Genomic DNA, 21462 nt, shown 5'->3' with positions numbered 1-21462 from the left:
GACTGTCAGTGAAAATTATGAAGGCGGGTCTATCGGGTTTGTGAGGCGTAAGACTATTATTTGACGTGATGGGCGCTGCGCAGGATATCGGGTTCCACAAGTAACTGATCTGCGGTAATTTCGAAAATGTTGGCGAGCTTGCACAGGACCAACAGCGACGGATTGCCCGTGCTTCGTTCGATTTGACTGACGTAGGTGCGATCCACCTCGGCCATGAGCGCCAGCTGCTCTTGGGTCAGGTTTTTCATGCGTCGCATCCAGCGGATGTTTTCCGCCAGCTGCAGACGAAGCTGTTCGTAGTCTTGAGTCATGCGCGCAAATTGCGCCTTGAGGGACTCTCAATCCACGGGATATAGTCTACATTGGCATTGATTTAGGCTATCTGCTTCGAGTGTCATTCAGTCCGTGATGGCCTTCGTGGCTGGATCTAGCGTCTAACAATAAATTAGAAAAGGTGCATATGGACGACAACTACATTTCAATTCCAGCGGCCGATGGATGCGTCAGCCTGCTGACCCCCTGGGGCAACGAATTTGCGCCGATGATCGAACGTGGCGTGCAGAGTGCCCAAGCTTGGCTTGAGTCAGCTGGGGAGATTCCACTGTGGTGGGAGCTAGCGCAAACCCGCAAGACCTTTCCTGTCGGTGACTGCCAAGATGCTTTTGAAGCCGGATTCCTGTTGAGGATTCAGCAGCGGCTCCGGGGAACATCACAATAACCAGCCGCTCAATCTAGAGAGCGCGAGGAATAGACGTCCCTATGCGGGTTCTATTCCTCGCGCTCCATCGATTCGTTCAGCTACCCGATAAGCCGCTTCCAACTCCGAGCAACCGTTCTCCTGCATCAGTGTCCAGCGTTCGGCTTTTTCCTCGGGCTCGGTCATGGCCAGGGCGAGGTAAAGACTGGGCGGCACAGCGCGAAACAGCGTTTCGAGCTTCTTCGACAGCACGACCCCCTCAGTGTATTTCCCCGGCTCCTTACTGGCGGAGAGCAACAAGGCTTTCTGTGCCGGTGTGAGCTTCTTGAAGCGAGCAATCTCTTCGATCTCCGCGGGCGGCATGTTTAAACAAATCCACCATTCGATCATGTTGAGCATGGTCTGCGCAGCAGTGGGAAAGTCGGCAAGGTTTTGCGTGGCCAGCCAAAACCACGCGCCGAGCTTGCGCCACATTTTCGTGCCCTTGACCACGAACGGTGCCAGCAATGGGTTCTTGGTGATGATATGGCCCTCGTCGGTGACCATGATGATCGGTCGGCCCAGGTACTGGTCGCGCTCGGCAAGGTTGTTCACGGTGTTCATCAGGCTGATGTAGCTGATGGACATCTGTGCCTCGTAGCCTTCGCGGGCATAGGTGGCCAGATCGACAATGGTTACATCGCTCTCAGGCCAAGGCGTGCCCTCGCGATCGAACAGTGCGCCCTCGAAACCCTGGCAAAACAGGTCGATGGACTCGCCCATTTCCTGGGCACGCTCACGACGTTTGTCCGGTAAGTGCGGGTCGGCGGCGACGCGCAGCAAGGCGTTGCGTACGTCGCGGGTCAGCACCTGACGGCCCGCCGCGACACAGGTCTGTGCCGCATCGAGAATGCACTCGCGGATCAAGCTGCGGTCGGCTCGGTTCAGGCGCGCTTCTTCCTTGGCCTCGCCGCCGGTGATCATCAACCGGGCGGTGATTTCCAGTTCGCCGAGAACATCGCGCTGGTCTTCGCGACTGCTTACCGCCTCATCGTCCAGCTCATCGATCGACAGGCTCGCCACCTGATCCGACTGCTCGACCAGGCGCCAAGCATCGGCAAAGGGCGCGAGACTGACCGAGGCGCCAGGTTTCAATTGGACCTTGTTGACCGACAGGCCCTGTGTCGCGCAGTAGTCGCCCTGTAAGCCGAATGAATTGCCGGCCTCGACGATAAACAGGCGAGGGCGGTACACCGCCATGACCTGCATCAGCAGGGTGACCAGGGTGGCCGACTTGCCGGCACCGGTGGGGCCGAACAACAGCAGATGACCGTTCATGGCCCGGTCCAGGCGTGACAACGGATCAAAGCTTAATGGTGAGCCGCCACGGTTGAACAGGGTGATGCCCGGGTGGCCGGTGCCCGTGCTGCGGCCCCAGACCGGAACCAGATTCGCCAGGTGCTGGGCGAACATCAGGCGCGTGTACCAGTTGCGCGTGTCGCGGGCCGGGTTGTAAGCCATCGGTAACCAACGCAGGTAACTGTTGCAGGCGGCGACTTCATCGCCTTCACGTACCGGTTGCAGCCCTGCACCCAGTAGTGCGTTAGCCAGGCTAACTGAGCGCTGGTGCAATTGCTGTTCATCGAGACCGCGCACGTAGAACGCCAGCGTGCCGCGGTACAGCTTGTGCTGGCGGCCGATGATCGCGCGAGCCTCTTCGACATCCTGACGGGACTGGGTCGAGGCCAGGTTTTCACCGATGGCTTTACGGGCCAGGCGGTTCAACTGATCCTCGAGTACATCCTGCGGTTTAACCACCAAGGTCAGACTCATCACCGTACCTTCGGGTAACTGGTCGAACAGCGCATTCACCGCGTCACCCTTGCGGGTTTCGCCGGTGAGTTGACCAATCAAGGGCGCCCGGCGCAGTTTGTCCACCACCATGATCCGATGGGGTTGACCATCAAAAAACCAGAGTCCGTGCTGCACATCCGAACGCGGCTCGTTGAAGAACAGTCGCTCGGCAAAGTCATGATCGAAGGGCAGTTCCAGCGACTCACCGTCGCCCGACTCCGGATAGGCCACGCGTTGATAGAACTCCTCGGGCGCTTCATCGGTGAGCCTGGGGGCTGGATTGAACCAGGGTAACAACCAGGCATATAAACCTCGGCCATCGACTCGCGTCGATTGCACCCCGCACGCTTGCAACGAAGCCGCGATACGTTCGCAAGCCTGTTGCAGGGATTGCACTGGAGTGAGGCCTGTCTCCTCAGCGTCAGACTCAAGCCAGCGATAGACCACCAGGCGCACCCGCCGGTTGTTACCGCGCCAAGGTAGGCCCGTCACCACCTTATCTTCAAACAGACCACCGGGCTTGGCGATGGCCTTCAGATGACGGCGGCTGAGCTCCAAATAGGCCTCGGTGAAGACCGTGCCTCGCGCGCTGTCCTGAATATAATCGGTAAGCCGGGTCAGGTAGGGGCTGAAGTCGTTGTCGTCCTGGCAGAAAAACTGCGCCACCCAAGGCGCTTGATCCAGTTCATCAAAACTGTCCTGCAGGGCGTCCTCAAGGGCATCGCGGGCCGCCATCAGCCAATCGGGTTCGCGCCCTTCGGTGCCGATGGGCAGCAACTCGAACACCGCACCGACCGAGCGATTGTCATCGAGCAGAAAACACTGCTCGATGTTGAGGTATTCGACCCACGGCAGGTGATCGGTGAAGCTAGGGTTGTGCGCATACAGTGCGGCGTCATCGGCTAAGGTGGCACGAGGACGTAATGGGTTGCGCCAGGCTTTCCATGTGGGAGTGCGATTGCCCGAATCGCCGCTACGCACTACAAGTCTTCCTGACGTTCACCCGGCAATGCGTACTGCACACGTTGGTAGAACGGAAACACGGTCGAGTACCCCGGAATCGGTGCCTGCTCGGTTCCACTCAGGTGCGGGTACACGTACAGCACCAGATCGGGGTTGGGCAGGCGAGGGAACAGGTTGCGGATCTCGTTCGCCGCTGTGCGCGTGTACGGTTCCTGGCGAGACGCGGAGAAATCTGCCCGAGCCAGCGAGCGGCGAAGCTGCTGCCGAGCATCCAGCAATTGCTGCTGAGTGCCTTGCGAACCGACGCCGTTCCAGATGTCCAGCATGGTTTGCTCGCCATGGGGCAGCAATGTGTCCTTGTCGGTGGAACACCCTGCCAGGACTAGGCAGAGCAGGCTAATCCAGATCAGGCAGGGAGGCAGGGTCTTTTTCATGGCGAACGCTCCGGCCCTTGGGCTCGTAGTCGATGGTGATCTCATGGTCGAGGTGCAGTGCGACTTGGGCGGCTGGTGGCACGTACACGGCCGCAAAGGCTTCGCCATACAGTTTGTTGATCCACTCGCGGATGTCGCTGACTCCACCGCTGAGCATTGAGTTCAGTGCACTGTTGCCACTGCTGCTGGTGACCCCGAGCGTACTGCCGCCCGAACTGATCACGCTGCTGTTGTTGCGCTCATCCCCGAGCAGAGCGGCGACACCGGCGCCCGCCGCGGTGATCAGGCTCTGGCTGCCGAGGTACTGCTGGGCGTTCGAGCGGCGCTCGCCGGCAATGCACGGGATGCCATACGGATCGGACAGGTAACCGAGTCCGCCACGGATCTTGTCGGTGTTCGAACTCTGGGTGGCGGAGGCATTGCGACTGGCTACCGCCTTTGGCTGCGGCACCGTGCGGATGGTGCCATCGGTAAACACAAAGGTGATTGACTCGACCTGTCCGCGAACGCAAGACAGGGTCCAGTCACCGGATGCCGTGCCGCTTATCACAGCCCCCGCAACGTCCGGCAGGTCGATACCGTTGGCGGTCAGGTTCTCGGGGCCGACCAGCACCTTGAAGGGATAGGGATCATTCACCGTGCCGTCTACTGGGACGCGGCCGATCAGCGCGGTCATCGCGACCGAGCCCATCAGCGTGGCGTTTTCGGGAATGGTGTAGACCGGCTTCGCCCCTTCGGTACGATCAGCGGATCGTGTCAGGTCGCGCTCACCCTCGGTGACTGCCCGTAGCTGTTTCTGGCTGCGATCAATAGCGTTTTCTTTTAGGCCCTCCAGTGAGTTGAAAGTGGTAGGCAGACTCAGCGCGGAGGAAGTCTTGGTTTTGCCTCGGGCGTCGGTGGTCGGCGCATCCGAGGGCTCAATCCACTGCAGTGGATCATTGGCCGAATGCTGCCCTTCGAACTGAGCCCCGTCGCCCGGCTCAAGCCCCAATCCGATCGGCATATCCTTGCCTTTGCCGGTCAGCCCTGACAACTGCTCCTGCAATTGCGTCAGCAGACCGCGAGCCTGACGACTGTCTTGTTCCGCTTTGAGTCGGGCCTCGTTGGCTTGTCGGCGGCCTTCGTCTACCTGCTGGGTCACGCTGGCAAGCGCCGTCTGGATACGCGAATCGACACTGTTTTCCCGCTCGCGCAGGCGGGTGTTCTCCGTCTGCAGTGAATCGTTGTGTTTCTTCAAACCGAGCATGTCGCTGCGCATGGCCTTCACCTGACCGACCAGGGTGGCGACGGTGTCGCGCGGGGTATCGCCCGCAATGCCGAGCGACTTGGCTTGCTCGGCGGATAACTGAAGGTTGCCCTGATCGACCGGCTTCTCTGGAGAGGAACTACTGCCCCCCGCGACCCAGGTTTTCAGGATGATCAACACCACGGCCAGTAGCGCAGCCGGTACCAGCCATTTGAGCAAGGCGTTAGCTTTCATCGTCAGCACCTCGCGCAACGGGCGGAAGCAGCATGGCGTGTTCGAGGCCGGCACCGCGGGTGACGAGGTAGGCGAGCGTGGTGTCTTCCGCACTGCCGACAGGCCCGAGGAAAGCATGCTGGAAGGCCGCGGCAAATAGCTTGGCCTGAAGTCGGCGTGGATCGAGTTGCATCGCCTCTGAACCACGATTGCGCAACTTCACCGCCGTCACCCAGTAATCACCGAGTCGCCAGGCGGCGATGGGTGTGCTGGACACATTCTCGGTCGGCAGCAGGCTCGGCAGCTCGGTGCGCAGCTTGAGCGGGACGCGGCGTACACCGGGTAGGGACTCCACGGTACGCAGCGGCGCGTACAGACTCTGTGCGGCGTAGCGCGTCAACGCGACCGGGATCGGCGTACGTTCTGGAACAGGGGCGGTGCTGGTTTCAGCCTCGGTAGCCTGCACCTGAGCATTCTTGAGAATACGCACGGGTTCCAGTGGTTGATCACCAGGTGTGGTCGCGATATCCAGCAGGATGATCTCGCCCGTCGTGACCGATTGCAGTTGCAGTCGGGTCGGGGCAATGGTTTCTGATGCGCGCAGGTACAGCGTGCCGCCGGTTGATTGCACGCGCAGCTTGTCCGTCAGGGTTGAGGGCACGCCGACGCGAACATCCTCATCGACAAAGACCACCCGCTCCTGATTGATCACCAGTGGGACCGCGAGGGGTAGGCGCTCCCAGTGCATCAGCTCGACAGCCTGCGCTGCAGCTCCCCCTAGCATCAGGGAGACAGTGAGTCCCAGGGTAGACATCCGCTTCATGGCTCACCTCCAGGCAGGGAGATTTTTTGCGGCGTGCCCTGATAACAATCCAGCGCCAGCCCCCACTTATTGCGTTCGGGGTCCAGATCAAAACGCACCACGCGCAAGGGATAACGCACCACCACCCGCTTCACTGGTTCCGCGGCGTAATACTCATCGGCGTTGAGGTCGAGCTTGACCAGCCAGCTGTCGCGATCGAGTTGCTTGACCCGGAGTTCCGGATCTTCGCTGTAGCCTCGGCCCAGAATTTCGTAGACGCCACGCACCCGCTGGCGCAGTTCGCCGGCGGCCTTGCGGTACTCGTAGTCGCCCTCGAGGAAGGCCTTGCAGGCGGGTGTCAGGTAGGACTGCAAGCCATAGATGGCGCGGCGATAGTCCTGCTCGCCATCCGAGGGCCAGCGGTTGAGTTGACCGAAGATGTACAGGGCAAAGGCATAGACATTCTCCGAGGGAATATCCCACCACTTGCGCGTGCTGCCCGAGCGCAGATCCGGTGGTACATGCACGGTCAGATCGGTCGGTGCCGAGCGCCAGCCGTACCAGAGTCCGGCACAGAGCAGGGTCAGGATTATTACCGCCAGGCGTAGGCTGAAGATATGCGCCTGTTGGGCATCGACCTTGTTCCGAAAACGGCTCATGGCTGCCACCGAGACAGGGCAGGGCGCAGTCGACGCGAACGGCGAACCGTCCAGGCGCCGGAGTGGAGAATCAAACGTCCGCGACCAAGGCGCCAATGGCTGGCAAGTACCCATTCGAGCTTGCGGTACAACCAGGTCTCGGGGCGAGCCCGTTTGGCTCGACGCAAAAGCGTGCCGCCGGCAAATAATACCAACGCCATACCCACGATCATGCCGGTCGGCGCCACCGCAATGGACGCGGTGGCGATCGCCAGAGGCACGCCCAGCAGCAGGCCAATGACGGCGCCGGTGCCAAGCGCTATCCACATCTCATCATTGGTTAACCCCCGCAATACGGCGGGATCACGATTGAGTCGCTCCGGCAGAAAGACCAAGGTGCCGTCGGCAAGATGTTCGATTGTGTCGTTCATGTCGACCTCACAAAATCGCAGCAGCCTTGGTCAGGAACCAGATGATGATTACCACCAGCAGGGCGCCGATACCCACCACCGCGCCGAGATCCTTCCAGGTTTTGCGCTGGTTTTGCACGTCGGCATACACGGTGAGCGAATGCCAGGCCACGCCCAAAAAGGCGAGTAGGGCGATCAGCAGGCCGAGCAGAATGCCGCCGTCGTAGGCGTAGTTTTTGATGGTTTCGATCAAACCGGAGCCTTCGCCACGCGAAGGGGCCTCCATGGTCGGAAGTTCGGCAAAAGCCAGGCTGGGACCAAGCACCAGCAGCAGACCGATCAAGCGCTGGTTGGTGCGATCACGCAGATTGTGTATCAGAGGGACAAGGCACTTGAGCATGACGGCGATCTCCTGGGTTAGGACAAGGTGAAAAACATCAAAATCAGCAAGACGAGCAGTACCCGTGCGGTACTCCCGCCAAATGCGCCGAAGCGCACGCTGCCGACCGCCCAACCCCGGTAAGCGGTCCACATCACCCAGGCACACCAGAGCAACGCCAGGACCAGAACCAGGGACAGCCACAGCGTCGAACTGTTCTGTGCCGAGAAACCGGAGGCGTTTTGGAAAGCTGAGGACTGGGCGTCAGTCATGCTCATGGCGAGGGCTCCGCGGGCGGAGCGTCGAGACGGTAATCGCCGGTCAGCTCGCCGGGGTCGCGGGGTTGAGCGCGGGAGGGGGACAGGTAACCCTGTACCCCTCGGCGAATGCGCTGGATGTCCTGGGTCAAGCGGGGATAATCGAAGCGGTAGCGCTCGTTGGGTTCTGATGTACGGTTTGTTTCGGCGCGAGTGGCAAGACGTTCGATAGTGTCAAGCTGCTGTTGGACTAGGTTGAGCTGATTTTGCTCATGAGCAGATGCGGCAAAGCTGATGCCACTAAAGACGGCCAACGAGAGGAGTAACAGACATTGAATAATAGAAGCAGGCATGATTATGGCCCTAAGTGCATTAGGGGCAGAATCGAGAAAGGGGAGCAAAATAACTGCAAAAAAACTGAGGCGAAAGTTATCGTTTTGCTGAGGGGGACGACGTTGGAATTTTAACCAGGTTTACTTCTGTAGCAGCACACACGGAGTGTTCAAGCTCTGAATTTGGGTTCCAGCTAGTTTTTGAGAATAGGGTTAGGCGCGTGGAGTGTGAGCTCACCTTCCGCGAATCGTTTTAGTTGCTTACTCGAGAAATAAAAATTCAGTTTGCTTGTGAGATTTCATTGGTTGCCTACCCTGCAGAGAGAAAGCCTTGGTTTTATGGGGCTTCGCTGGTGCCAGCACCTGTAAACCTTCGTTAATGCCTGCTTGGGCGAGTTCAGCTAGATCGTCCTCAATACGATTCACGATCGATGCGACGGAATGGCCTGTTTCAACACTCATGGTCATAGCAATCAACGTCAGAGGACTCAAATTCAGCGGTACGCTCAAAGCGCTCATCATCTCTAGAGTGGGGCTGCACTGGGCGCGCTCCAATTTCGAGATGTACGTCCGGCTACTTACTTCGGCAAGATTTTTCTGGGAAAGCCCGCGAGCCGTGCGGGTTGCTTTGAGTACCGAAGCAAATGCTGTTTTGAGCGACATGAGCGTCCCTAGGTATATTGGTTTGTAGCCGGGTTAAAAGCTTTATGTCAATTGCAGAGTAAGGGCGGCGGGAATGGCAACCGAGCCGCGACTTTCGGATCTCCGAGCGCGCACCTGCCGATATTTCGGGTCTTAGAAAGCGCAAATCCCGTCACTGTTTTCATATACCACTCTGCACAGGCGGCATCGACGACTCTGCGTTGAATAAAAATCAGATGCTCGCCATTTCACCGGGCCGGCCACCTTTTTTCAAGGGCTACCTTGTCCGAGTGAACACTGGACCTTGCAATTTTGATTTGACGGTATCGTACCTTCGCATCCTTGACGGCCTCACGTGATGCTTTCAGTTGATTCATCAGACGCTAGCGCGTGCCCTCAGCGAGCGATGGATTAGTGTCATCGGTTGACGTCCAGGAGAAACGAAGATCACAGGTGATGCATCGGTTGGCGAGCACATCCGTAAACAAGTGATACTCAATTTTCAAGCTCGGCAGTTCAAAGGTACTTCTTAAAAGTCGCTGCTGTGATCGCCATCACCATACCAAGCATCGCGGCGCAAGGTAAAAATACGGCCATTGGATTGAGCGAAAAGGGTAAGGACAGGTAAATGATCCAGGGCACTATCAGCAGTGGCATCACTGCTCGTTTGGCGCGGTGATAAACAAAGCTGCTTTCCCGGCCCGCGCCAAACTTGCGCAGGTCGCGGCGTATCAAACCATCCACAAAACCGGTGAACATGGCCAGCAGAAATAGCGGTGTAGCCAGAGCCAGGATGGTCAGGCGCACGACGAAGGTAAAGGTGACATACACCGCCGCCAAGACAAAATCCTCGATGCTCACGTAGAGCTGGTTGATCCAACTCCATATACCGTTGCCCTGACTCGATACCCGTGCCAGCAGGGCAAAGTCCGCAAAGCCGGTCTTGACCAACAACCACTGATTGAGAAAATCCAGCCACTGGGCAGTGGTTTGCCCGGGCTGTTGAATGATGAGTGACGATTTAAAGTTCTCGCTGAGCCAGCCCAGTTCATTGGTCAACATGGTCTGACTGTGTCGCCAGCCCTGGTCACCCCAGAACAGCAGCAAGCCAGCGAACTCGACCAGGATCGAGAACAGGAGCGAGGCGATCAATAATCCAATGATGCGCAGGACCAGGCTGATCGCCGAGACGATCAATCCTGGGCGCTGCATCGGTTGTGGAGGCGTATTTTGTGTAGAAGTCGCCATCTTTCGCTCCGTCGCGCACGGCAGGACTAACGTTGTCAGAGTGCCTTCTAAATGTGCTCTCTCGAGTCTGAAACCGCCGGCAGAGTAGGGCTACCCCACCTGATCCAGATTGAACACAATGGTTGGGCCACCCCCGCTCGCACTCCACCATTGCCCCGCGTTCTCGTTGTAGGCTGCCCGCATCCGCTGGGTGAGCTCCTGCAGGTCCTTGGGCATGGCATCGTCATTGGAGGGTTTAGGCAACGGCATTCGCACCTTCCAGAGTTGGCCGCCGGCTTGAAAGGAGAACATTTGTCCCTTGGGCAAGCTGACGATGTGGGCAGGCTCGATCAACGGTACGCTGGTGCTGCTGACACGATCCTGCGAGGACGAGGTGAAGTCCGTAGTGGCCTCAGGATCGGAGGTGTCGGTGGCGCCCGAGACCAGGGTTTTGGTCAGCACATTGACCTTGGGCAACTGCTGGGTGAGCAGCTCGGCGGTGGCGGTCTCACGCACGCGAAGCATCTGTAGGGTGTTGAAGTTGCCGATGACCTGGCCGGCTTTGGCACGGTTACCAATGCGCGCTTCGATGTCACTGAGGGTCTGGGTATAGGCTGTCACCTGGATGCCAGCGCCGCCGCCCTTGTTGATCAGCGGTATGAACTCATCGCCCATCAACTCGTTGAACTCATCAGCGTGCAGGTTGATGGGCAGTTTTTCTGTACTACTACTCTCTGCCGGTAGCCCCTGATCAATGCCATGTTTGTAGATATGCCCGGCAACCGAGACCAGATCGGCAAACATCGAGTTGCCCACCGCAGCGGCGACCTCGGCATCGGTCAGGGCATCCAGACCAACATAGACGATGCCGCGTTTTCGAATGATCTGCATCCAGTCGAAGATCGGGCGCGGGTCATTCAGGTCGGTGTAGTTGGGGGCCAGTAATTGCGCGGTCTTGCCGGTGGTGAGTTTCTCCAGCAATGGCAGCAGCGAAGCGACGATCTTGTCGAAATAGGTCCGGTCATACCGTACGGCCGAACGCAGTCCGTCCAGCACCGGATCAAATACCCGTTTCGCCGCCAGGTATTGTTCGATGGCCACCACGCGTTTTTCTCGTCCCACCATATGTCGCGGCGTGTTCTTCTCGTTGAGCTTGCCCTCGATCTGGACGATGACCTCCCACGCTTTCGGATCAGTCTTGGCGAAAAACTGCTGGGCGTACTCGATGAACAGCGCGTCAATGTTGACCACATGCCGTTGAATCTGCAGGTAGTCCGGGCGCCGACCCAGTTCGATCAGGGCGCGGGCAATGATGTTGACGAAGCGCCAGGCAAACTCGCGGAAGGCGGCTGAGTTCCCTTCGCCGCTAAGCTGTCCGGCGATGCGCGATGCCACCTCCGAAATACGCCCGAAACGTCCCACGGCGTTGTAGCGGGCCGAGATCTCCGGCCAACCCAGATGGAAGACATAAAACTCTTTCTCCCGGCCGGCTCGACGCGCTTCGACGTACATGCGCTTGAGCAGGTCGGCATCGCCCTTGGGGTCGAAGACGATCACTACTTCGTGGTCGACGCGGTGGATGTCCTGGGTGATGTACACCTCAGCCAGTCGCGTCTTGCCGACACGGGTGGTGCCCAGCACCAGGGTATGTCCCACGCGTTCGCCCAGCGGCAGGCTGACTTCCATCTCGTCCGGTTCGACGCCATGCAGCAAAGGTGAACCGCCTACCGGTGGTAGCGGACGCACTGGATTGAAAACATGGTCCCAGGCCGTGACACGCGCCAGGGCCGAGAGCGGAAATGGCGCATGCTCTAAACGCCGCTCAAGCCCACGCGCCAGACGGTAGCTGGCCGGTTGGTCGACATAACGGGCGACGGCCGGATCTTGGGCCTCGACTAAACGTTGGGTGTGCAGTCGAGTCCAGCGAAAGCCGCGGCCCATGAACAGACGCCTGCGGCTGACAGGGATCTGTCGACTGGTCAATTCGAAGCGGGGCAGCCGGCGGATATTGCGACGATAACGCAGTACCTCCCAGGCTTGGCGCAACCGGATGAAGCCGAACAAGGCATAGGCCAGCGCCGCGAACCTGCCGATCTCGGGAGACAGGGCCACGGCCCAGGGCGAATACATGCACAGCGTCGCAGCAGCGATGCAGAACGCGACGGTGTACAGCTCCACGGCGGGCCGGAGCTTGGACTCCATCACATGCTCGGCCATGGCTCGGACTCACTGTTCCAGCGAGGTGGGGGTGACCAAGACGGGGTAGTGCTCGATCTGCAAACGGCTGGCGATGTCGTTGCCGTTGACTGGCAAGATGGTGATGCCCGGAGCCGCGGCTCTGATCCGCGACAGGGCTGCGGTATCAGCGACTTCGACGGCCAGGCCGGCCGCGCCCATTTCGCGCAGTCCAGCAGCGCGTTGACGCAGCCAGGCCAGCGACTGAGGATCGTCGCCCACCAGAAAGAACGGCTGCAAGCCCGGCATGTTCAGCGGGCGAGGCGTGATCGGGCCTGGGCTCAATTGAGAGCTGCTGACCGGCAGTATCCAGGCCTCGTCTGCAAAGGTGGACAGGTCTGTAGGACTGGTCCGATCAGACGGGGCGCTGTCATTTATACGGATACCCGTCGATTGAAAATGGGGCTGTGGGAAATCGCCACGCCAGTCCTCGTCAGTCGTCAGTTCCGCCTGGGCCAGAGGTGCCAAGAGCAGGATGGAGTAACAGGTAAGGGCGATTGGTTTCATGGTGGAGTGACCTGTTCAAAGGAAACCAGCAGCCGTTCGAGCTGCCGGGAAAAGCCGACGCGGTAGCGCGCGGCCGGCGCACCTCCTGCCGGGCGGTGATAGCGTCCGGCAGCCAATACCCAATCACCGGTGGCGGCGTGATGCTCACGTAGCAGCGCGGCGGTCACGGCGAGATTTCGGTAGGGATCAAGGGCTTCGCAAGGGCTGGAAAAGCGTTGTCCGTGGTAACCCAGGTTGGTTTGTCCGAGCCCGACATCGACCCGCTTGGCCTCATGTCGGACGAGGGCCTGAAGCAAGGCGTGGCACGCCGCTTGGCGGTTGGCGAAACGGTAGGGTGTTCCGGCGATATTCAGCGTCCAGGGCCAGGGCAGCAGCCGACCACGGACACGGATACCACTCTCCTGCAGGGCGATGGCGAACAGCACCGCCGAGGGAATGTCGGCGCTATGCGCTGCCAGTTGGTAGGCCGGTGGCGGCAGCTCGTCGGCCTGAGCCGACAGCATCATCAGCATGAGGACAAGTCCACTCAGTCGAGACGCTGCCATTGTCCATTCACCTGTTGGAACGTGGCGGGCAGCGGCCCCGGCGCGCCCAGGCTGAACCAGTGGCCGCGGTCATGATTCAGGGTGATCTGTCGGCGTTGAACCCGAGTCGGGTCGATGCCTGCTTGCCGCGCCCAGGTGCGGACCGGTTCATCCTTGCCTTGGCTGCCCACCAGGTAGATGTCGAACGCTGTGTCACTGCTTTGCAGGCGCAGCGCTTCGGCGATACACGGTTGGCATTGGTCCTCCACGAATAAGGCTGGGCGAGGTGCGACGGGTGAGCTGGCAGGGGACACGGACGCCATGCCCTGGATCGGCAGCAGCCCGGGAAACAGCTTGGCCCAGGCGGCGGTATAAGCGTTCTGGTAGGCCAGTTCGCGCTCGGCGCGTTTAGCCTCCAGCGTGACTTGCAACTCGGCATAACGCTGGCGCTCCTGATCGGTTTCGGCTTCGACCCCGAGTGCCGTCAATGGATCGAGATTTGGGCTCCAGAAACCGCGAGGGCCCGCTTGGATTTGCTCGAAGCGTGACCACTCCTGCTCTGACAATCCCCAGGTCGCAGCCTGTGCCGTGCTGGAGCGCTCTAAGGGAATGGACTGAGTGTCCTGAATCTGCGAGTGGATCGCAGCGGTTTCTCCGTGTGCAGAGCCAATGGCAATCATTGACGCGAGGCAGAATACGGTTGCTAGCAGCGCTCTGTTCATGCCAATTGCTCAAGGAAACTGCACGGTTTGGTCTGGATGCTCGGTCACCGCAAAAATGGCCGAGGTGGGTTCCAGCGCTTTCAAGCGCCAGGTGTTTGATTGCTCGCCGCTATGCAGCAGTCGAACATCAGCGAGAGTGCGACTGTCATGCGGGGTAATCGCCAGAAAGCGCTCTCCACCGCGGGACTCAACACCCAACACCGAAAATGGAGGCAGGAGTGGGATGAGCTTGGGTAGAGCGGTTTTTTTCGGTTTGGCAGCAGAGGGTGGCGGTGGTAGTGGTGGTCTGGAGTTGAGGTCCAGGAGCTGCTTCTCGATCTGCTCCAGGCGTGCCCGTAACGCAGTCATGTCTGCCTCGGTAGCTCGGGCGGCCAGACCGTCGCGCAGTTCCTGAATTTCTTGTGCCCACTGATCCAGCATCGGGTCGAGGACACTGGCTTGTTGCTCGCCGGCATCGACCATCTGTCTCAGGTCTTTCACTGTGTAGTGCAATTTTTCCTGCGTATCCTTGAGAGCGTTCGAGTCATGCTGCAGGGTATCTAGAATCTGTTGGTGTTGGGCGCTACTGTCCTGTAACGCCGCCATGCGCTGAGTTTGGTTATATAAACCGCCACTCAGGCCCGCGACAGCCAGGCACAGCCCTCCAACGATCAGGGTTTGAAACGTTGCAGGTTTCATGGGCGAGTCCCCGGCTGGCGGGACGAAGTAGAGGCGACTGGCGTGGCGCGGGTGTCGACTTTTTGTGGCTCGAAGCAGACTGAGCGGTTGAAGTCGTCGACCGTGAGTTGCCAGGCCGGACCGGCCAGCACTTGAAGTGCGCCGCGCAAAGGAATCGGACCAAGTCGGTAGTGAGCCGCCGGCAATGGACGGCTGAAGAGCACTTTCATTGACGCGGCATCAGGACAGAGCGAATAACCCGAGCGCAGCAGCACATAGTGCAGCGCATCCTGCACCGAAGGACTCAGGTTCGACGGAATGTTTACGTCGATGATCTGGGCGAGAAGGTCCCGTTGCTCCGTGGTGGCTGCGGTGCTCACCAACGTATAGCGGCCATAGCGAAGTTCTGCCTGATGACCGTCATCATCCGCACCCATTTTGGATGGGCCCCGACTCATCTCACTCTCGGTCGATGGTTTGGGTGGCGATGTATTGGGGACTTGTGCAGTACACGCGCTCAGTGCGCCCAGCAGGCAAATCGGCGTGAAAAAGCGGGTCATGGAAAGATCCTCATGTCAGATTCAGTGCAGAACCTGACATGAGGGGAAGGGTGATTCAGTGAGAAAGGCGATTCAGGGAGCCGCGTATTACTGCGGCACGTTTCATGGTTGTTCGTTGAAAACCTCGAGTCCGGGTAAGACGGATGCCCAGGGGTCGAAGATCAACATTCGCACATCCGCCAACGCCGCCAGGTACAACACCTTGACCAAGGCTTCTGGCGTACCGGCATCGAGTTGTTGTTGTCTGAGGGACAAGTAAGAACCGCTGTCGATTTTCAACAGGTGCTCATCGGTCCAGGGTGTGCCGATCAGCTTGCATCCGATGCCGTCGCAGTCTGGCAATGTGAACAGCTCGAAAAACAGCCCCGTTAGCTTGGGCTCGTTGGACACCCGTTCCTGCAGATAAGACATCGCCTCTGCGGGAAGATGGGCCGTACTGATCTCCCAGGACCGACTGTAGTGCCCGGTTTCGAAGCTCAAGTGACGGATCACGGTTTGAGCTTCTTCCAGAGAGTACAGGTCACCGACATGGTGCTTCTGGCTGAGTCTTTCACCGATCACCGAGTAGATGACTTGGCGGACCTGTCCGATAGACTGGCAGCGGTCATCCAGTTCGTCCGGAATGGATTGGCCTTCGCTGATCAGGGCGAAATCGTCATTGAATACGCAGGACAACAGTTGCAGTTCATCGTCGGACAGATGGGCTTGTGAGTGATGCAAGGGGCGAAGGCAGGGTGGGCAGTAGTTGTCATAGGTGATTTGCAGCAGCCGCTCGATAGCCAGGCTGTGATAGCCACGCATAAAAGGATTTGAATCTACCCGCAGCGCGGAGACTTGATGGATAGGGTTCATAAGAGGTTCTCCAGGCTAACAATGAACAAGGCACCCGAGGGTGCCTGTAAGGGTTAAAGCCAACCGTACTCGGCAAAGGACAGCGGACGACCTTCGCCCACGATGAAGTGGTCCAATACACGCACTTCGATCAGCGCCAAGGCCTCCTTCAACCGAACGGTCAGAATGCGATCTGCTTGGCTGGGTTCGGTGCAACCAGAGGGGTGGTTGTGAACAAAAATGGCGCCTGCGGCGTTATGGGCCATGGAGCGCTTAACGACCTGGCGGGGGTATACGCTGGCCCCATCAATGCTGCCGTGAAAGAGCACTTCGAACGTCAGCACTCGGTGCTTGGCATCAAGAAAGATCACGCCGAAGACTTCATGATCCTGCTGAGCTAAATGCAGTTTCAGGAACGAAGCCACGACGTCGGGAGAGGTCAGACCGGGTCCGCGACTGAACAACCGACGATCCAGAATATGCAGTGCTTCATCGATCACGCGGTTTTCTTGCGCGAGCCGATCAGTCTCAAGCTCAGTTGTGTCAATCAGGGTGAGTTGATTGCTCATGGTAGTGCCTCCGAATTGGATCTTCAGGGGCTCACACCCAAGGGGAGTGATGTCCCCTCGGTGGGTATGAAGTTGCGGTTGTAGGCTGTTTACAACCTGGTGAACTGGTGACGTTGACCGTGTAGGGGAGAGCCGCAGCCATCGCAGGGCAGCGAGGAAAAGGCTTTGACTCCCCAGCCGGCCTCGGCATCGAAGTCGGCGCTGATGGGCATCAGTCGAGCCAATCCAGCTTGGAGAGCGGCGATGCGTTGAGCGATTTGATCCACCGTGTAGTAGAGCGAAATCGCGCCGTAGTCCTCATAAGCGGCAGCGAACAAGCATTCGTCGCAAAGCCAGAAGGATTCCATGAGAGGACTCCTATGTCGGTTAAAAAAAAGGCGCTCAAAGGAGCGCCTTGGTGAGGGCGTTACGAACCGTTCAGGCGGACTGAGCGGTTTGAGTAGAGCCACGGCGAGCCGTGCGTGGCGAAGGTTTGGCTTCGGGTTCGTTCTCTTCAGCTTCGGTATCAGCCGAGGTTGGAGCGGACTCATTGGTAGGCGCCTGCTCAGCAGGTGCTGTTGCTTCCTGCCTGGCGGGCGCTTTGTACTCGAGCGTGCCGTTGACTTTGATCCAGTCGATGAACAGCAAACGACCTTTCAGGCTGGCGCCTGGTTGACCTTGTTTGGTGCCCTTCTCGTAGAGAAAGGGGTCGATCCACAGGTCGCCGATACGAAACGACAGCAACACCTTTTTCTCAGCGTTGACGGCGTCCATGTAGAGGCGAATCAAACGTTCTGCTTCGCCTCCAGCGACCTTGCAATCGAAGCGGGTGTATTCCACCGCATCGCTAGCACCGTGCAGGGCTGCAATATCACAGGCCATGAACGGCTGTCCGCGGCGAACCTGTACTTCACGAACACGGTTGAGATAGCCGATACCGGCGGTGTGTAGATTGAAGTAAGTGGTCGCTTCTTGGGGGTGGTTGGCGTGGGCCATGGTGGTTCTCCTGTTTCAAGAAAAAAACGGCGACGCACGATCCCTGACAGGAAAGTGAGCCCCGTCAGGGTGGGTAAGGTGAAGATCCGCAATGAACGACCCGCCATCGGTAAACCGATGACGAACAGGACGATGCGTCTGGGTGAACAGCGCTACAGCAGAAGGATGTCTGCGGCAAAAGTCCGTAGACAGGGGGGGAGTGGGCATTCATCACCGCTGAAGCGGTAACCGTGCGAGCTTCCGAACGCTAATCGCACTTGGGTAAACCACCACAAACGTGGCGTAGCCTTGAAGGTTCTGGCTACCTGGGCTGGGCTGTCAACGACAGCGGACCACGCCCTTTCTATAAGCCTGTCAAAGGGGAGCGTCAAGACGCTGCAACCCGATTTTTTACACCCGGAATACAGTGGCAATCACTGGAATGAAAAAAATGAAGAGCAAGCCTGGCTGTGTCGCCAGGCGAGGAAGAGACAAGCCACCTTTGGCGATCTTATGCAGTCGAAAAGCTCCTCGCAAAGCTTGCTTCACTGCGTAACGATTCGCCAACCGACCCTTGTCGTGGCCTGGATCGGAACGTACTGGCACGCATCCGCGCACAAAGGGTGCCCAGTGTTTCGCCGGCGGGCTCCGGAATTGAATACGACCGCCGAAGCGGATGACCACTGCTGTCGCTGTGCGGCAGCAGTGGTCATCCGCTGCCACGATCAGCAACGCATGAGGGCGGAATATGATCCACGGAGAAGAAGGCTCCGAACTCATCGAGTCCGACCGAGCTGCCCGGAGCTAATCGGTCTTGGGTCGCCAACGGCGATGAACCCGAATGACTACAGCAGAAAGAGCGTCACAGCGTCAAGCCAGAGGCCAATGCTCACTTACTTCCGAGATGAGCGGCCAACTGTTCGACGGTGGCGAGGATAAAGGCGCGATCATGTTCTTTCAGTCCGCTCAGCAGCCCCATGATCATCTGACTCTGGTCGTTGGGGCGACTGCTGGACTCCGTCAGCAATTCATCCATTCGACAGTCGAAGATGTCCGCCAATTGCATCAGTTTGGCGACGGACAGCTCCACCACCCCTCGCTCCAGGCGCGATATCGCTTCGCTGCCGATCCCCAAGCGTTCAGCGACCTCTTCCTGGGTCAGATGGCGCTCGGTTCGGTGCTTCGCGATCATGCGCCCGATTTGGGTTTGGGTGGGATGCTTATGTGCCAAGTGATGAGTTCTCCAGTTCAACCCGAATGGTTGAGCAAAGACTCGTTGACATGAACATCCTTAAAAGTTGAATATCGACTACATGGGTTGTTATTTTGACTGAAATCGACATTTACCGCGACGTGGTTTCTGGTCCTTTGGGCTCCAGAGGCGTAGTGGTCAGTGTGAATGAAGGTGAGGACTGGTTGAGCATGGAAGATGAGAGCGAGGACGTCATGGACCCCATTTGGGATCGAGCAGTGGAACTGGTCATCGAGATCCATGATTCCCCGGGCAACCCCGAACACTTCGACAGTCTTGTTCACTGGCTCAATGAGAGTCCTGCTCATCTGAAAGCGTTCAACGAACTGGGGCAGATATGGATCTCGGCAGGTATCGCCTTGGCCCGTGAAATCGGACAGCCCTTGAGCGAGTTGGAGCAGGACCAGCGGCCGTTGATGATGCACTAACCCGCGCATCGATCTCAGAGTCGTACGGATCAGTATCAGGTGCGCTGGGCCTTGTTTTTGATGGGCAAGGTGCCCTTGCAGTTAGGATAACGGGCGCAAGAACAGAACGGTCCGGACTTCCCCTTACGCTTGCGCATCGTGTCGTTGCACATTGGGCAGGCTGGCCCGTTGTCCGTAGGCACTACCAGTCTAAGCGTTCCACAATGCTCGACCAGCTGCGCAATCCAGTTCGCTTGCTTGGCGACGAACGCATCAAGAGGTAGGCGTCCGGCTTCGATTTCGTCCAGGGCCTGCTCCCAAATCGCCGTCATTCCCGGATCTGCGACCGCTGCAGGCACCGCCTCGATCAGCGTATGAGCCGCGGCCGAAGACATCAAGGCGCGTTTTTTCTTCAGCAAATAACCACGGTCGATCAATCCCTTGATGATGTTGGCCCGCGTGGCTTCGGTACCGATACCGGTGGTGTCTCGAAGTTTCTGTTTCAGCCGTGGATCGCTGACCAGTTTGGCCACGTTTTTCATGGCTTTGATCAGACCGCCCTCGGTGAGTGGTTTGGGAGCCGCGGTGCGCATGGCCTTGAGTCCAGCGTCTATCACGTTGCACGGCGTGCCCTGTTGCAGAACCGGTAGTACCTGGGACTTTTGAGCGGATTCTTCATCCTCTGTGGTGTCGTAGAGCAGGCTCTTCCAACCCTGGACCAGGATCTGCTTGCCCACGGTGGTCAACCGCTGTCCGCCGCACGCCAATTCGACTTCGGTGCGATCAAATTCATGGTGAGGAAGGAATTGCGCTAGGTAATGGCTGCGAATCAGTTCGTAGACGTTGCGCTCCGGTTCGGACATCCGCGCAAGATTCGTGGGGGCGGTGGTAGGGATGATGCCGTGATGCGCAGTGACCTTGGCATCGTCCCACACCCGTGAACGCAATGATCGATTGAGTTTGTCTAAGGCGGGTTGCAGTGCGGGATCTGTTTTGAGCAAGGCATCGAGCACCGCGGGCACCTCGTTGAACATACTCTCTGGCAGATAGCGGCAATCACTGCGCGGATAGGTGGTGGCCTTGTGTGTTTCGTACAGGGCCTGGGCGATATTCAGCACCTCTTGGACGCCGAGCCCCAGCTTGCGTGAGCAGACTTCTTGCAGCGTGCTCAAGTCAAAGGGTAGGGGCGGCGCTTCGCGAAGCTGCTCAGTCTGCAGTGAGAGCACCGTGGCAACTTTGCCTGCTTTGATCGCCTGGACTGCCTTAACGGCAAGCCCTTGTTGCAGGCAACGACCTGCCTCATCCCGCCCCGAGCTTGGTGGTAACCACGACGCAAGGAACTGCTGCTCTCTCGACGATAGCTGCACCTCCACCTGCCAGTAAGGCACGGGGATGAAGCTGGCAATTGCGCGATCCCGATCAACCACCAGACGTAATGTCGGTGTCTGGACCCGTCCAACCGACAGCACACCATCGTAGCCCGCTTGCCGGCCGAGAAGGGTAAACAAGCGACTGAGGTTCATGCCGATCAACCAGTCAGCGCGGCTGCGGGCAAGGGCTGAATGGTATAGGGGGAAGGTCTCGTGGTCGGGTTTCAGCGAGGACAATGCCTTGCGGATGGAGGTCTCATTGAGAGCGGATAACCAGAGCCTTTGAATGGGGCCTCGATACTTGCAGAGCTCCAGCAGTTCGCGAGCGATCATCTCACCTTCGCGATCAGCATCGGTCGCGATCACTACGGTGGAAGCTTCTTTTAGGAGGCGCTTGATGACTTTGAATTGGGTAGCAGTTTTGGGCTTGACCTCGACTTTCCACTCCAAGGGAATGATCGGCAAATGCTCCAGCGACCAGCGTTTGTATTGTTCGCCATAGGCTTCCGGTGGGGCTGCTTCGAGTAGGTGGCCGATGCACCAGGTGACGGCTGTTTCGATACCGAGCAGGCAGCCTTCGCCGCGACGGGTGGCTCCGAGTACTTTGGCGATGTCTCGACCTTGAGAGGGTTTCTCGCAAAGGAATAAGCGCATAAGACTGCTCCAGATAAGGTCCGAAGCAGAGTTGTTGAATCAGCTAATGCGGGGTATGAGAAACCCGAATTGCAGGCTTCTCATATTAGTCAGTGGAACAGTCTTGAAGAGAGGTTGCTGCCCCTCTGCCGTCTGGGCATAACGCGC

General features: G+C 58.6%; 26 protein-coding genes. 2 read left to right on the top strand and 24 right to left on the bottom strand.

Going from position 1 to position 21462, the window contains the following annotated elements:
• Window positions 1-56: 56 nt before the first annotated feature.
• The gene (locus AC1Q8Q_RS05740) at window positions 57-311 is read right to left on the bottom strand and encodes a helix-turn-helix domain-containing protein (protein ID WP_135846693.1); all 255 of its coding nucleotides are present in this window, start codon (window positions 309-311) and stop codon (window positions 57-59) included.
• Between the two features lie 149 nt (window positions 312-460).
• Here AC1Q8Q_RS05740 and AC1Q8Q_RS05735 point away from each other — a divergent pair, with 149 nt between their 5' ends.
• A complete protein-coding gene (locus tag AC1Q8Q_RS05735) occupies window positions 461-718 on the top strand; it encodes a LasR-specific antiactivator QslA (RefSeq protein WP_135846692.1) in 258 nt (85 codons plus the stop codon).
• A gap of 39 nt (window positions 719-757) precedes the next feature.
• On the opposite strand, the gene AC1Q8Q_RS05730 is transcribed toward AC1Q8Q_RS05735, so the two are convergent.
• The 22 genes from AC1Q8Q_RS05730 to AC1Q8Q_RS05625 all read right to left on the bottom strand — a co-directional run bounded on the left by AC1Q8Q_RS05730 (window position 758) and on the right by AC1Q8Q_RS05625 (window position 18863).
• Window positions 758-3511, bottom strand: coding sequence for a conjugative transfer ATPase (locus AC1Q8Q_RS05730; protein WP_135846691.1), 2754 nt, complete (start codon window positions 3509-3511; stop codon window positions 758-760).
• Window positions 3511-3927: a TIGR03751 family conjugal transfer lipoprotein gene (locus AC1Q8Q_RS05725; protein WP_135846690.1), complete on the bottom strand. Its 417-nt coding sequence runs from the start codon at window positions 3925-3927 to the stop codon at window positions 3511-3513. Before AC1Q8Q_RS05725 ends, AC1Q8Q_RS05730 begins: the two co-directional genes overlap by 1 nt.
• Window positions 3890-5407: a TIGR03752 family integrating conjugative element protein gene (locus AC1Q8Q_RS05720; RefSeq protein ID WP_135846689.1), complete on the bottom strand. Its 1518-nt coding sequence runs from the start codon at window positions 5405-5407 to the stop codon at window positions 3890-3892. Before AC1Q8Q_RS05720 ends, AC1Q8Q_RS05725 begins: the two co-directional genes overlap by 38 nt.
• The gene (locus tag AC1Q8Q_RS05715) at window positions 5397-6209 is read right to left on the bottom strand and encodes a TIGR03749 family integrating conjugative element protein (protein WP_135846688.1); all 813 of its coding nucleotides are present in this window, start codon (window positions 6207-6209) and stop codon (window positions 5397-5399) included. Before AC1Q8Q_RS05715 ends, AC1Q8Q_RS05720 begins: the two co-directional genes overlap by 11 nt.
• Window positions 6206-6847 carry a PFL_4703 family integrating conjugative element protein gene (locus AC1Q8Q_RS05710; protein WP_135846687.1) on the bottom strand — a complete coding sequence of 214 codons (642 nt, stop codon included), beginning with the start codon at window positions 6845-6847 and terminating at the stop codon, window positions 6206-6208. The genes AC1Q8Q_RS05715 and AC1Q8Q_RS05710 overlap by 4 nt, the downstream gene beginning before the upstream one ends.
• Window positions 6844-7257 carry a TIGR03750 family conjugal transfer protein gene (locus AC1Q8Q_RS05705; RefSeq protein ID WP_099313147.1) on the bottom strand — a complete coding sequence of 138 codons (414 nt, stop codon included), beginning with the start codon at window positions 7255-7257 and terminating at the stop codon, window positions 6844-6846. The genes AC1Q8Q_RS05710 and AC1Q8Q_RS05705 overlap by 4 nt, the downstream gene beginning before the upstream one ends.
• Window positions 7258-7264: 7 nt before the next feature.
• Window positions 7265-7636: a TIGR03745 family integrating conjugative element membrane protein gene (locus AC1Q8Q_RS05700; protein ID WP_095963952.1), complete on the bottom strand. Its 372-nt coding sequence runs from the start codon at window positions 7634-7636 to the stop codon at window positions 7265-7267.
• Window positions 7637-7653: 17 nt separating this feature from the next.
• Window positions 7654-7893, bottom strand: coding sequence for a TIGR03758 family integrating conjugative element protein (locus tag AC1Q8Q_RS05695; RefSeq protein WP_095963953.1), 240 nt, complete (start codon window positions 7891-7893; stop codon window positions 7654-7656).
• Window positions 7890-8225 carry an integrative conjugative element protein, RAQPRD family gene (locus AC1Q8Q_RS05690; protein ID WP_099313148.1) on the bottom strand — a complete coding sequence of 112 codons (336 nt, stop codon included), beginning with the start codon at window positions 8223-8225 and terminating at the stop codon, window positions 7890-7892. Before AC1Q8Q_RS05690 ends, AC1Q8Q_RS05695 begins: the two co-directional genes overlap by 4 nt.
• Before the next feature lie 240 nt (window positions 8226-8465).
• On the bottom strand, window positions 8466-8867 hold the full coding sequence (locus AC1Q8Q_RS05685; protein ID WP_099313149.1) for a helix-turn-helix domain-containing protein: 402 nt from the start codon (window positions 8865-8867) through the stop codon (window positions 8466-8468).
• 495 nt (window positions 8868-9362) lie between these two features.
• Window positions 9363-10094 carry a TIGR03747 family integrating conjugative element membrane protein gene (locus AC1Q8Q_RS05680; protein WP_095963956.1) on the bottom strand — a complete coding sequence of 244 codons (732 nt, stop codon included), beginning with the start codon at window positions 10092-10094 and terminating at the stop codon, window positions 9363-9365.
• A gap of 90 nt (window positions 10095-10184) precedes the next feature.
• Window positions 10185-12290: a type IV conjugative transfer system coupling protein TraD gene (gene traD, locus AC1Q8Q_RS05675; RefSeq protein ID WP_135846686.1), complete on the bottom strand. Its 2106-nt coding sequence runs from the start codon at window positions 12288-12290 to the stop codon at window positions 10185-10187.
• A gap of 9 nt (window positions 12291-12299) precedes the next feature.
• Window positions 12300-12815, bottom strand: a complete 516-nt coding sequence (locus tag AC1Q8Q_RS05670) for an integrating conjugative element protein (RefSeq protein WP_099313150.1) — start codon at window positions 12813-12815, stop codon at window positions 12300-12302.
• Window positions 12812-13360, bottom strand: a complete 549-nt coding sequence (locus tag AC1Q8Q_RS05665) for a lysozyme family protein (protein WP_099313151.1) — start codon at window positions 13358-13360, stop codon at window positions 12812-12814. Before AC1Q8Q_RS05665 ends, AC1Q8Q_RS05670 begins: the two co-directional genes overlap by 4 nt.
• Entirely contained in the window at window positions 13342-14061 is a 720-nt protein-coding gene (locus AC1Q8Q_RS05660) for a TIGR03759 family integrating conjugative element protein (protein ID WP_099313152.1), read from the bottom strand. Before AC1Q8Q_RS05660 ends, AC1Q8Q_RS05665 begins: the two co-directional genes overlap by 19 nt.
• 9 nt (window positions 14062-14070) lie before the next feature.
• Window positions 14071-14739: a chemotaxis protein gene (locus AC1Q8Q_RS05655; protein WP_099313153.1), complete on the bottom strand. Its 669-nt coding sequence runs from the start codon at window positions 14737-14739 to the stop codon at window positions 14071-14073.
• Window positions 14736-15278 carry a PFGI-1 class ICE element type IV pilus protein PilL2 gene (pilL2, locus tag AC1Q8Q_RS05650; protein WP_095963962.1) on the bottom strand — a complete coding sequence of 181 codons (543 nt, stop codon included), beginning with the start codon at window positions 15276-15278 and terminating at the stop codon, window positions 14736-14738. Before pilL2 ends, AC1Q8Q_RS05655 begins: the two co-directional genes overlap by 4 nt.
• A gap of 102 nt (window positions 15279-15380) precedes the next feature.
• On the bottom strand, window positions 15381-16130 hold the full coding sequence (locus tag AC1Q8Q_RS05645) for a DUF5983 family protein (RefSeq protein ID WP_095963963.1): 750 nt from the start codon (window positions 16128-16130) through the stop codon (window positions 15381-15383).
• 53 nt (window positions 16131-16183) lie between these two features.
• Window positions 16184-16678: a RadC family protein gene (gene radC, locus AC1Q8Q_RS05640; RefSeq protein ID WP_099313155.1), complete on the bottom strand. Its 495-nt coding sequence runs from the start codon at window positions 16676-16678 to the stop codon at window positions 16184-16186.
• 89 nt (window positions 16679-16767) lie between these two features.
• Window positions 16768-17025, bottom strand: coding sequence for a hypothetical protein (locus AC1Q8Q_RS05635; RefSeq protein WP_095963966.1), 258 nt, complete (start codon window positions 17023-17025; stop codon window positions 16768-16770).
• A gap of 70 nt (window positions 17026-17095) precedes the next feature.
• Window positions 17096-17653 carry an STY4534 family ICE replication protein gene (locus AC1Q8Q_RS05630; RefSeq protein ID WP_099313156.1) on the bottom strand — a complete coding sequence of 186 codons (558 nt, stop codon included), beginning with the start codon at window positions 17651-17653 and terminating at the stop codon, window positions 17096-17098.
• A gap of 868 nt (window positions 17654-18521) precedes the next feature.
• Complete coding sequence (locus tag AC1Q8Q_RS05625; RefSeq protein ID WP_095963968.1) at window positions 18522-18863, bottom strand: helix-turn-helix domain-containing protein; 342 nt, start codon at window positions 18861-18863, stop codon at window positions 18522-18524.
• A 95-nt stretch (window positions 18864-18958) separates the two neighbouring features.
• Between AC1Q8Q_RS05625 and AC1Q8Q_RS05620 the strand changes: the two genes are divergently transcribed.
• Window positions 18959-19312 (top strand): hypothetical protein, encoded by a 354-nt coding sequence (locus AC1Q8Q_RS05620; protein WP_237149618.1) that lies wholly within the window; start codon window positions 18959-18961, stop codon window positions 19310-19312.
• Window positions 19313-19347: 35 nt separating this feature from the next.
• Here the strand turns inward: AC1Q8Q_RS05620 and AC1Q8Q_RS05615 are convergent, their stop codons facing one another.
• Window positions 19348-21315 carry a DNA topoisomerase III gene (locus tag AC1Q8Q_RS05615; protein ID WP_135846684.1) on the bottom strand — a complete coding sequence of 656 codons (1968 nt, stop codon included), beginning with the start codon at window positions 21313-21315 and terminating at the stop codon, window positions 19348-19350.
• Window positions 21316-21462: the final 147 nt, after the last annotated feature.

Source organism: Pseudomonas sp. GW823-FHT06B06 (genome assembly GCF_058795195.1).
The sequence above is the reverse complement of the archived record's forward strand: the minus strand, read 5'-3'. Positions and strand labels throughout refer to the sequence as shown.

Bases quoted from the DNA above. Each gene is read 5' to 3' on its own strand.
- AC1Q8Q_RS05615 (WP_135846684.1), bottom strand. From the start codon at position 21,315: ATGCGCTTATTCCTTTGCGAGAAACCCTCTCAAGGTCGAGACATCGCC.
- AC1Q8Q_RS05645 (WP_095963963.1), bottom strand. From the start codon at position 16,130: ATGAACCCTATCCATCAAGTCTCCGCGCTGCGGGTAGATTCAAATCCT.
- AC1Q8Q_RS05725 (WP_135846690.1), bottom strand. From the start codon at position 3,927: ATGAAAAAGACCCTGCCTCCCTGCCTGATCTGGATTAGCCTGCTCTGC.
- AC1Q8Q_RS05635 (WP_095963966.1), bottom strand. From the start codon at position 17,025: ATGGAATCCTTCTGGCTTTGCGACGAATGCTTGTTCGCTGCCGCTTAT.
- AC1Q8Q_RS05700 (WP_095963952.1), bottom strand. From the start codon at position 7,636: ATGCTCAAGTGCCTTGTCCCTCTGATACACAATCTGCGTGATCGCACC.
- AC1Q8Q_RS05705 (WP_099313147.1), bottom strand. From the start codon at position 7,257: ATGAACGACACAATCGAACATCTTGCCGACGGCACCTTGGTCTTTCTG.
- AC1Q8Q_RS05695 (WP_095963953.1), bottom strand. From the start codon at position 7,893: ATGAGCATGACTGACGCCCAGTCCTCAGCTTTCCAAAACGCCTCCGGT.
- AC1Q8Q_RS05740 (WP_135846693.1), bottom strand. From the start codon at position 311: ATGACTCAAGACTACGAACAGCTTCGTCTGCAGCTGGCGGAAAACATC.
- AC1Q8Q_RS05735 (WP_135846692.1), top strand. From the start codon at position 461: ATGGACGACAACTACATTTCAATTCCAGCGGCCGATGGATGCGTCAGC.
- AC1Q8Q_RS05720 (WP_135846689.1), bottom strand. From the start codon at position 5,407: ATGAAAGCTAACGCCTTGCTCAAATGGCTGGTACCGGCTGCGCTACTG.
- AC1Q8Q_RS05630 (WP_099313156.1), bottom strand. From the start codon at position 17,653: ATGGCCCACGCCAACCACCCCCAAGAAGCGACCACTTACTTCAATCTA.
- AC1Q8Q_RS05710 (WP_135846687.1), bottom strand. From the start codon at position 6,847: ATGAGCCGTTTTCGGAACAAGGTCGATGCCCAACAGGCGCATATCTTC.
- radC (WP_099313155.1), bottom strand. From the start codon at position 16,678: ATGAGCAATCAACTCACCCTGATTGACACAACTGAGCTTGAGACTGAT.
- AC1Q8Q_RS05690 (WP_099313148.1), bottom strand. From the start codon at position 8,225: ATGCCTGCTTCTATTATTCAATGTCTGTTACTCCTCTCGTTGGCCGTC.
- AC1Q8Q_RS05715 (WP_135846688.1), bottom strand. From the start codon at position 6,209: ATGAAGCGGATGTCTACCCTGGGACTCACTGTCTCCCTGATGCTAGGG.
- AC1Q8Q_RS05685 (WP_099313149.1), bottom strand. From the start codon at position 8,867: ATGTCGCTCAAAACAGCATTTGCTTCGGTACTCAAAGCAACCCGCACG.
- AC1Q8Q_RS05655 (WP_099313153.1), bottom strand. From the start codon at position 14,739: ATGAAACCTGCAACGTTTCAAACCCTGATCGTTGGAGGGCTGTGCCTG.
- pilL2 (WP_095963962.1), bottom strand. From the start codon at position 15,278: ATGACCCGCTTTTTCACGCCGATTTGCCTGCTGGGCGCACTGAGCGCG.
- AC1Q8Q_RS05665 (WP_099313151.1), bottom strand. From the start codon at position 13,360: ATGGCAGCGTCTCGACTGAGTGGACTTGTCCTCATGCTGATGATGCTG.
- AC1Q8Q_RS05670 (WP_099313150.1), bottom strand. From the start codon at position 12,815: ATGAAACCAATCGCCCTTACCTGTTACTCCATCCTGCTCTTGGCACCT.
- AC1Q8Q_RS05680 (WP_095963956.1), bottom strand. From the start codon at position 10,094: ATGGCGACTTCTACACAAAATACGCCTCCACAACCGATGCAGCGCCCA.
- traD (WP_135846686.1), bottom strand. From the start codon at position 12,290: ATGGCCGAGCATGTGATGGAGTCCAAGCTCCGGCCCGCCGTGGAGCTG.
- AC1Q8Q_RS05660 (WP_099313152.1), bottom strand. From the start codon at position 14,061: ATGAACAGAGCGCTGCTAGCAACCGTATTCTGCCTCGCGTCAATGATT.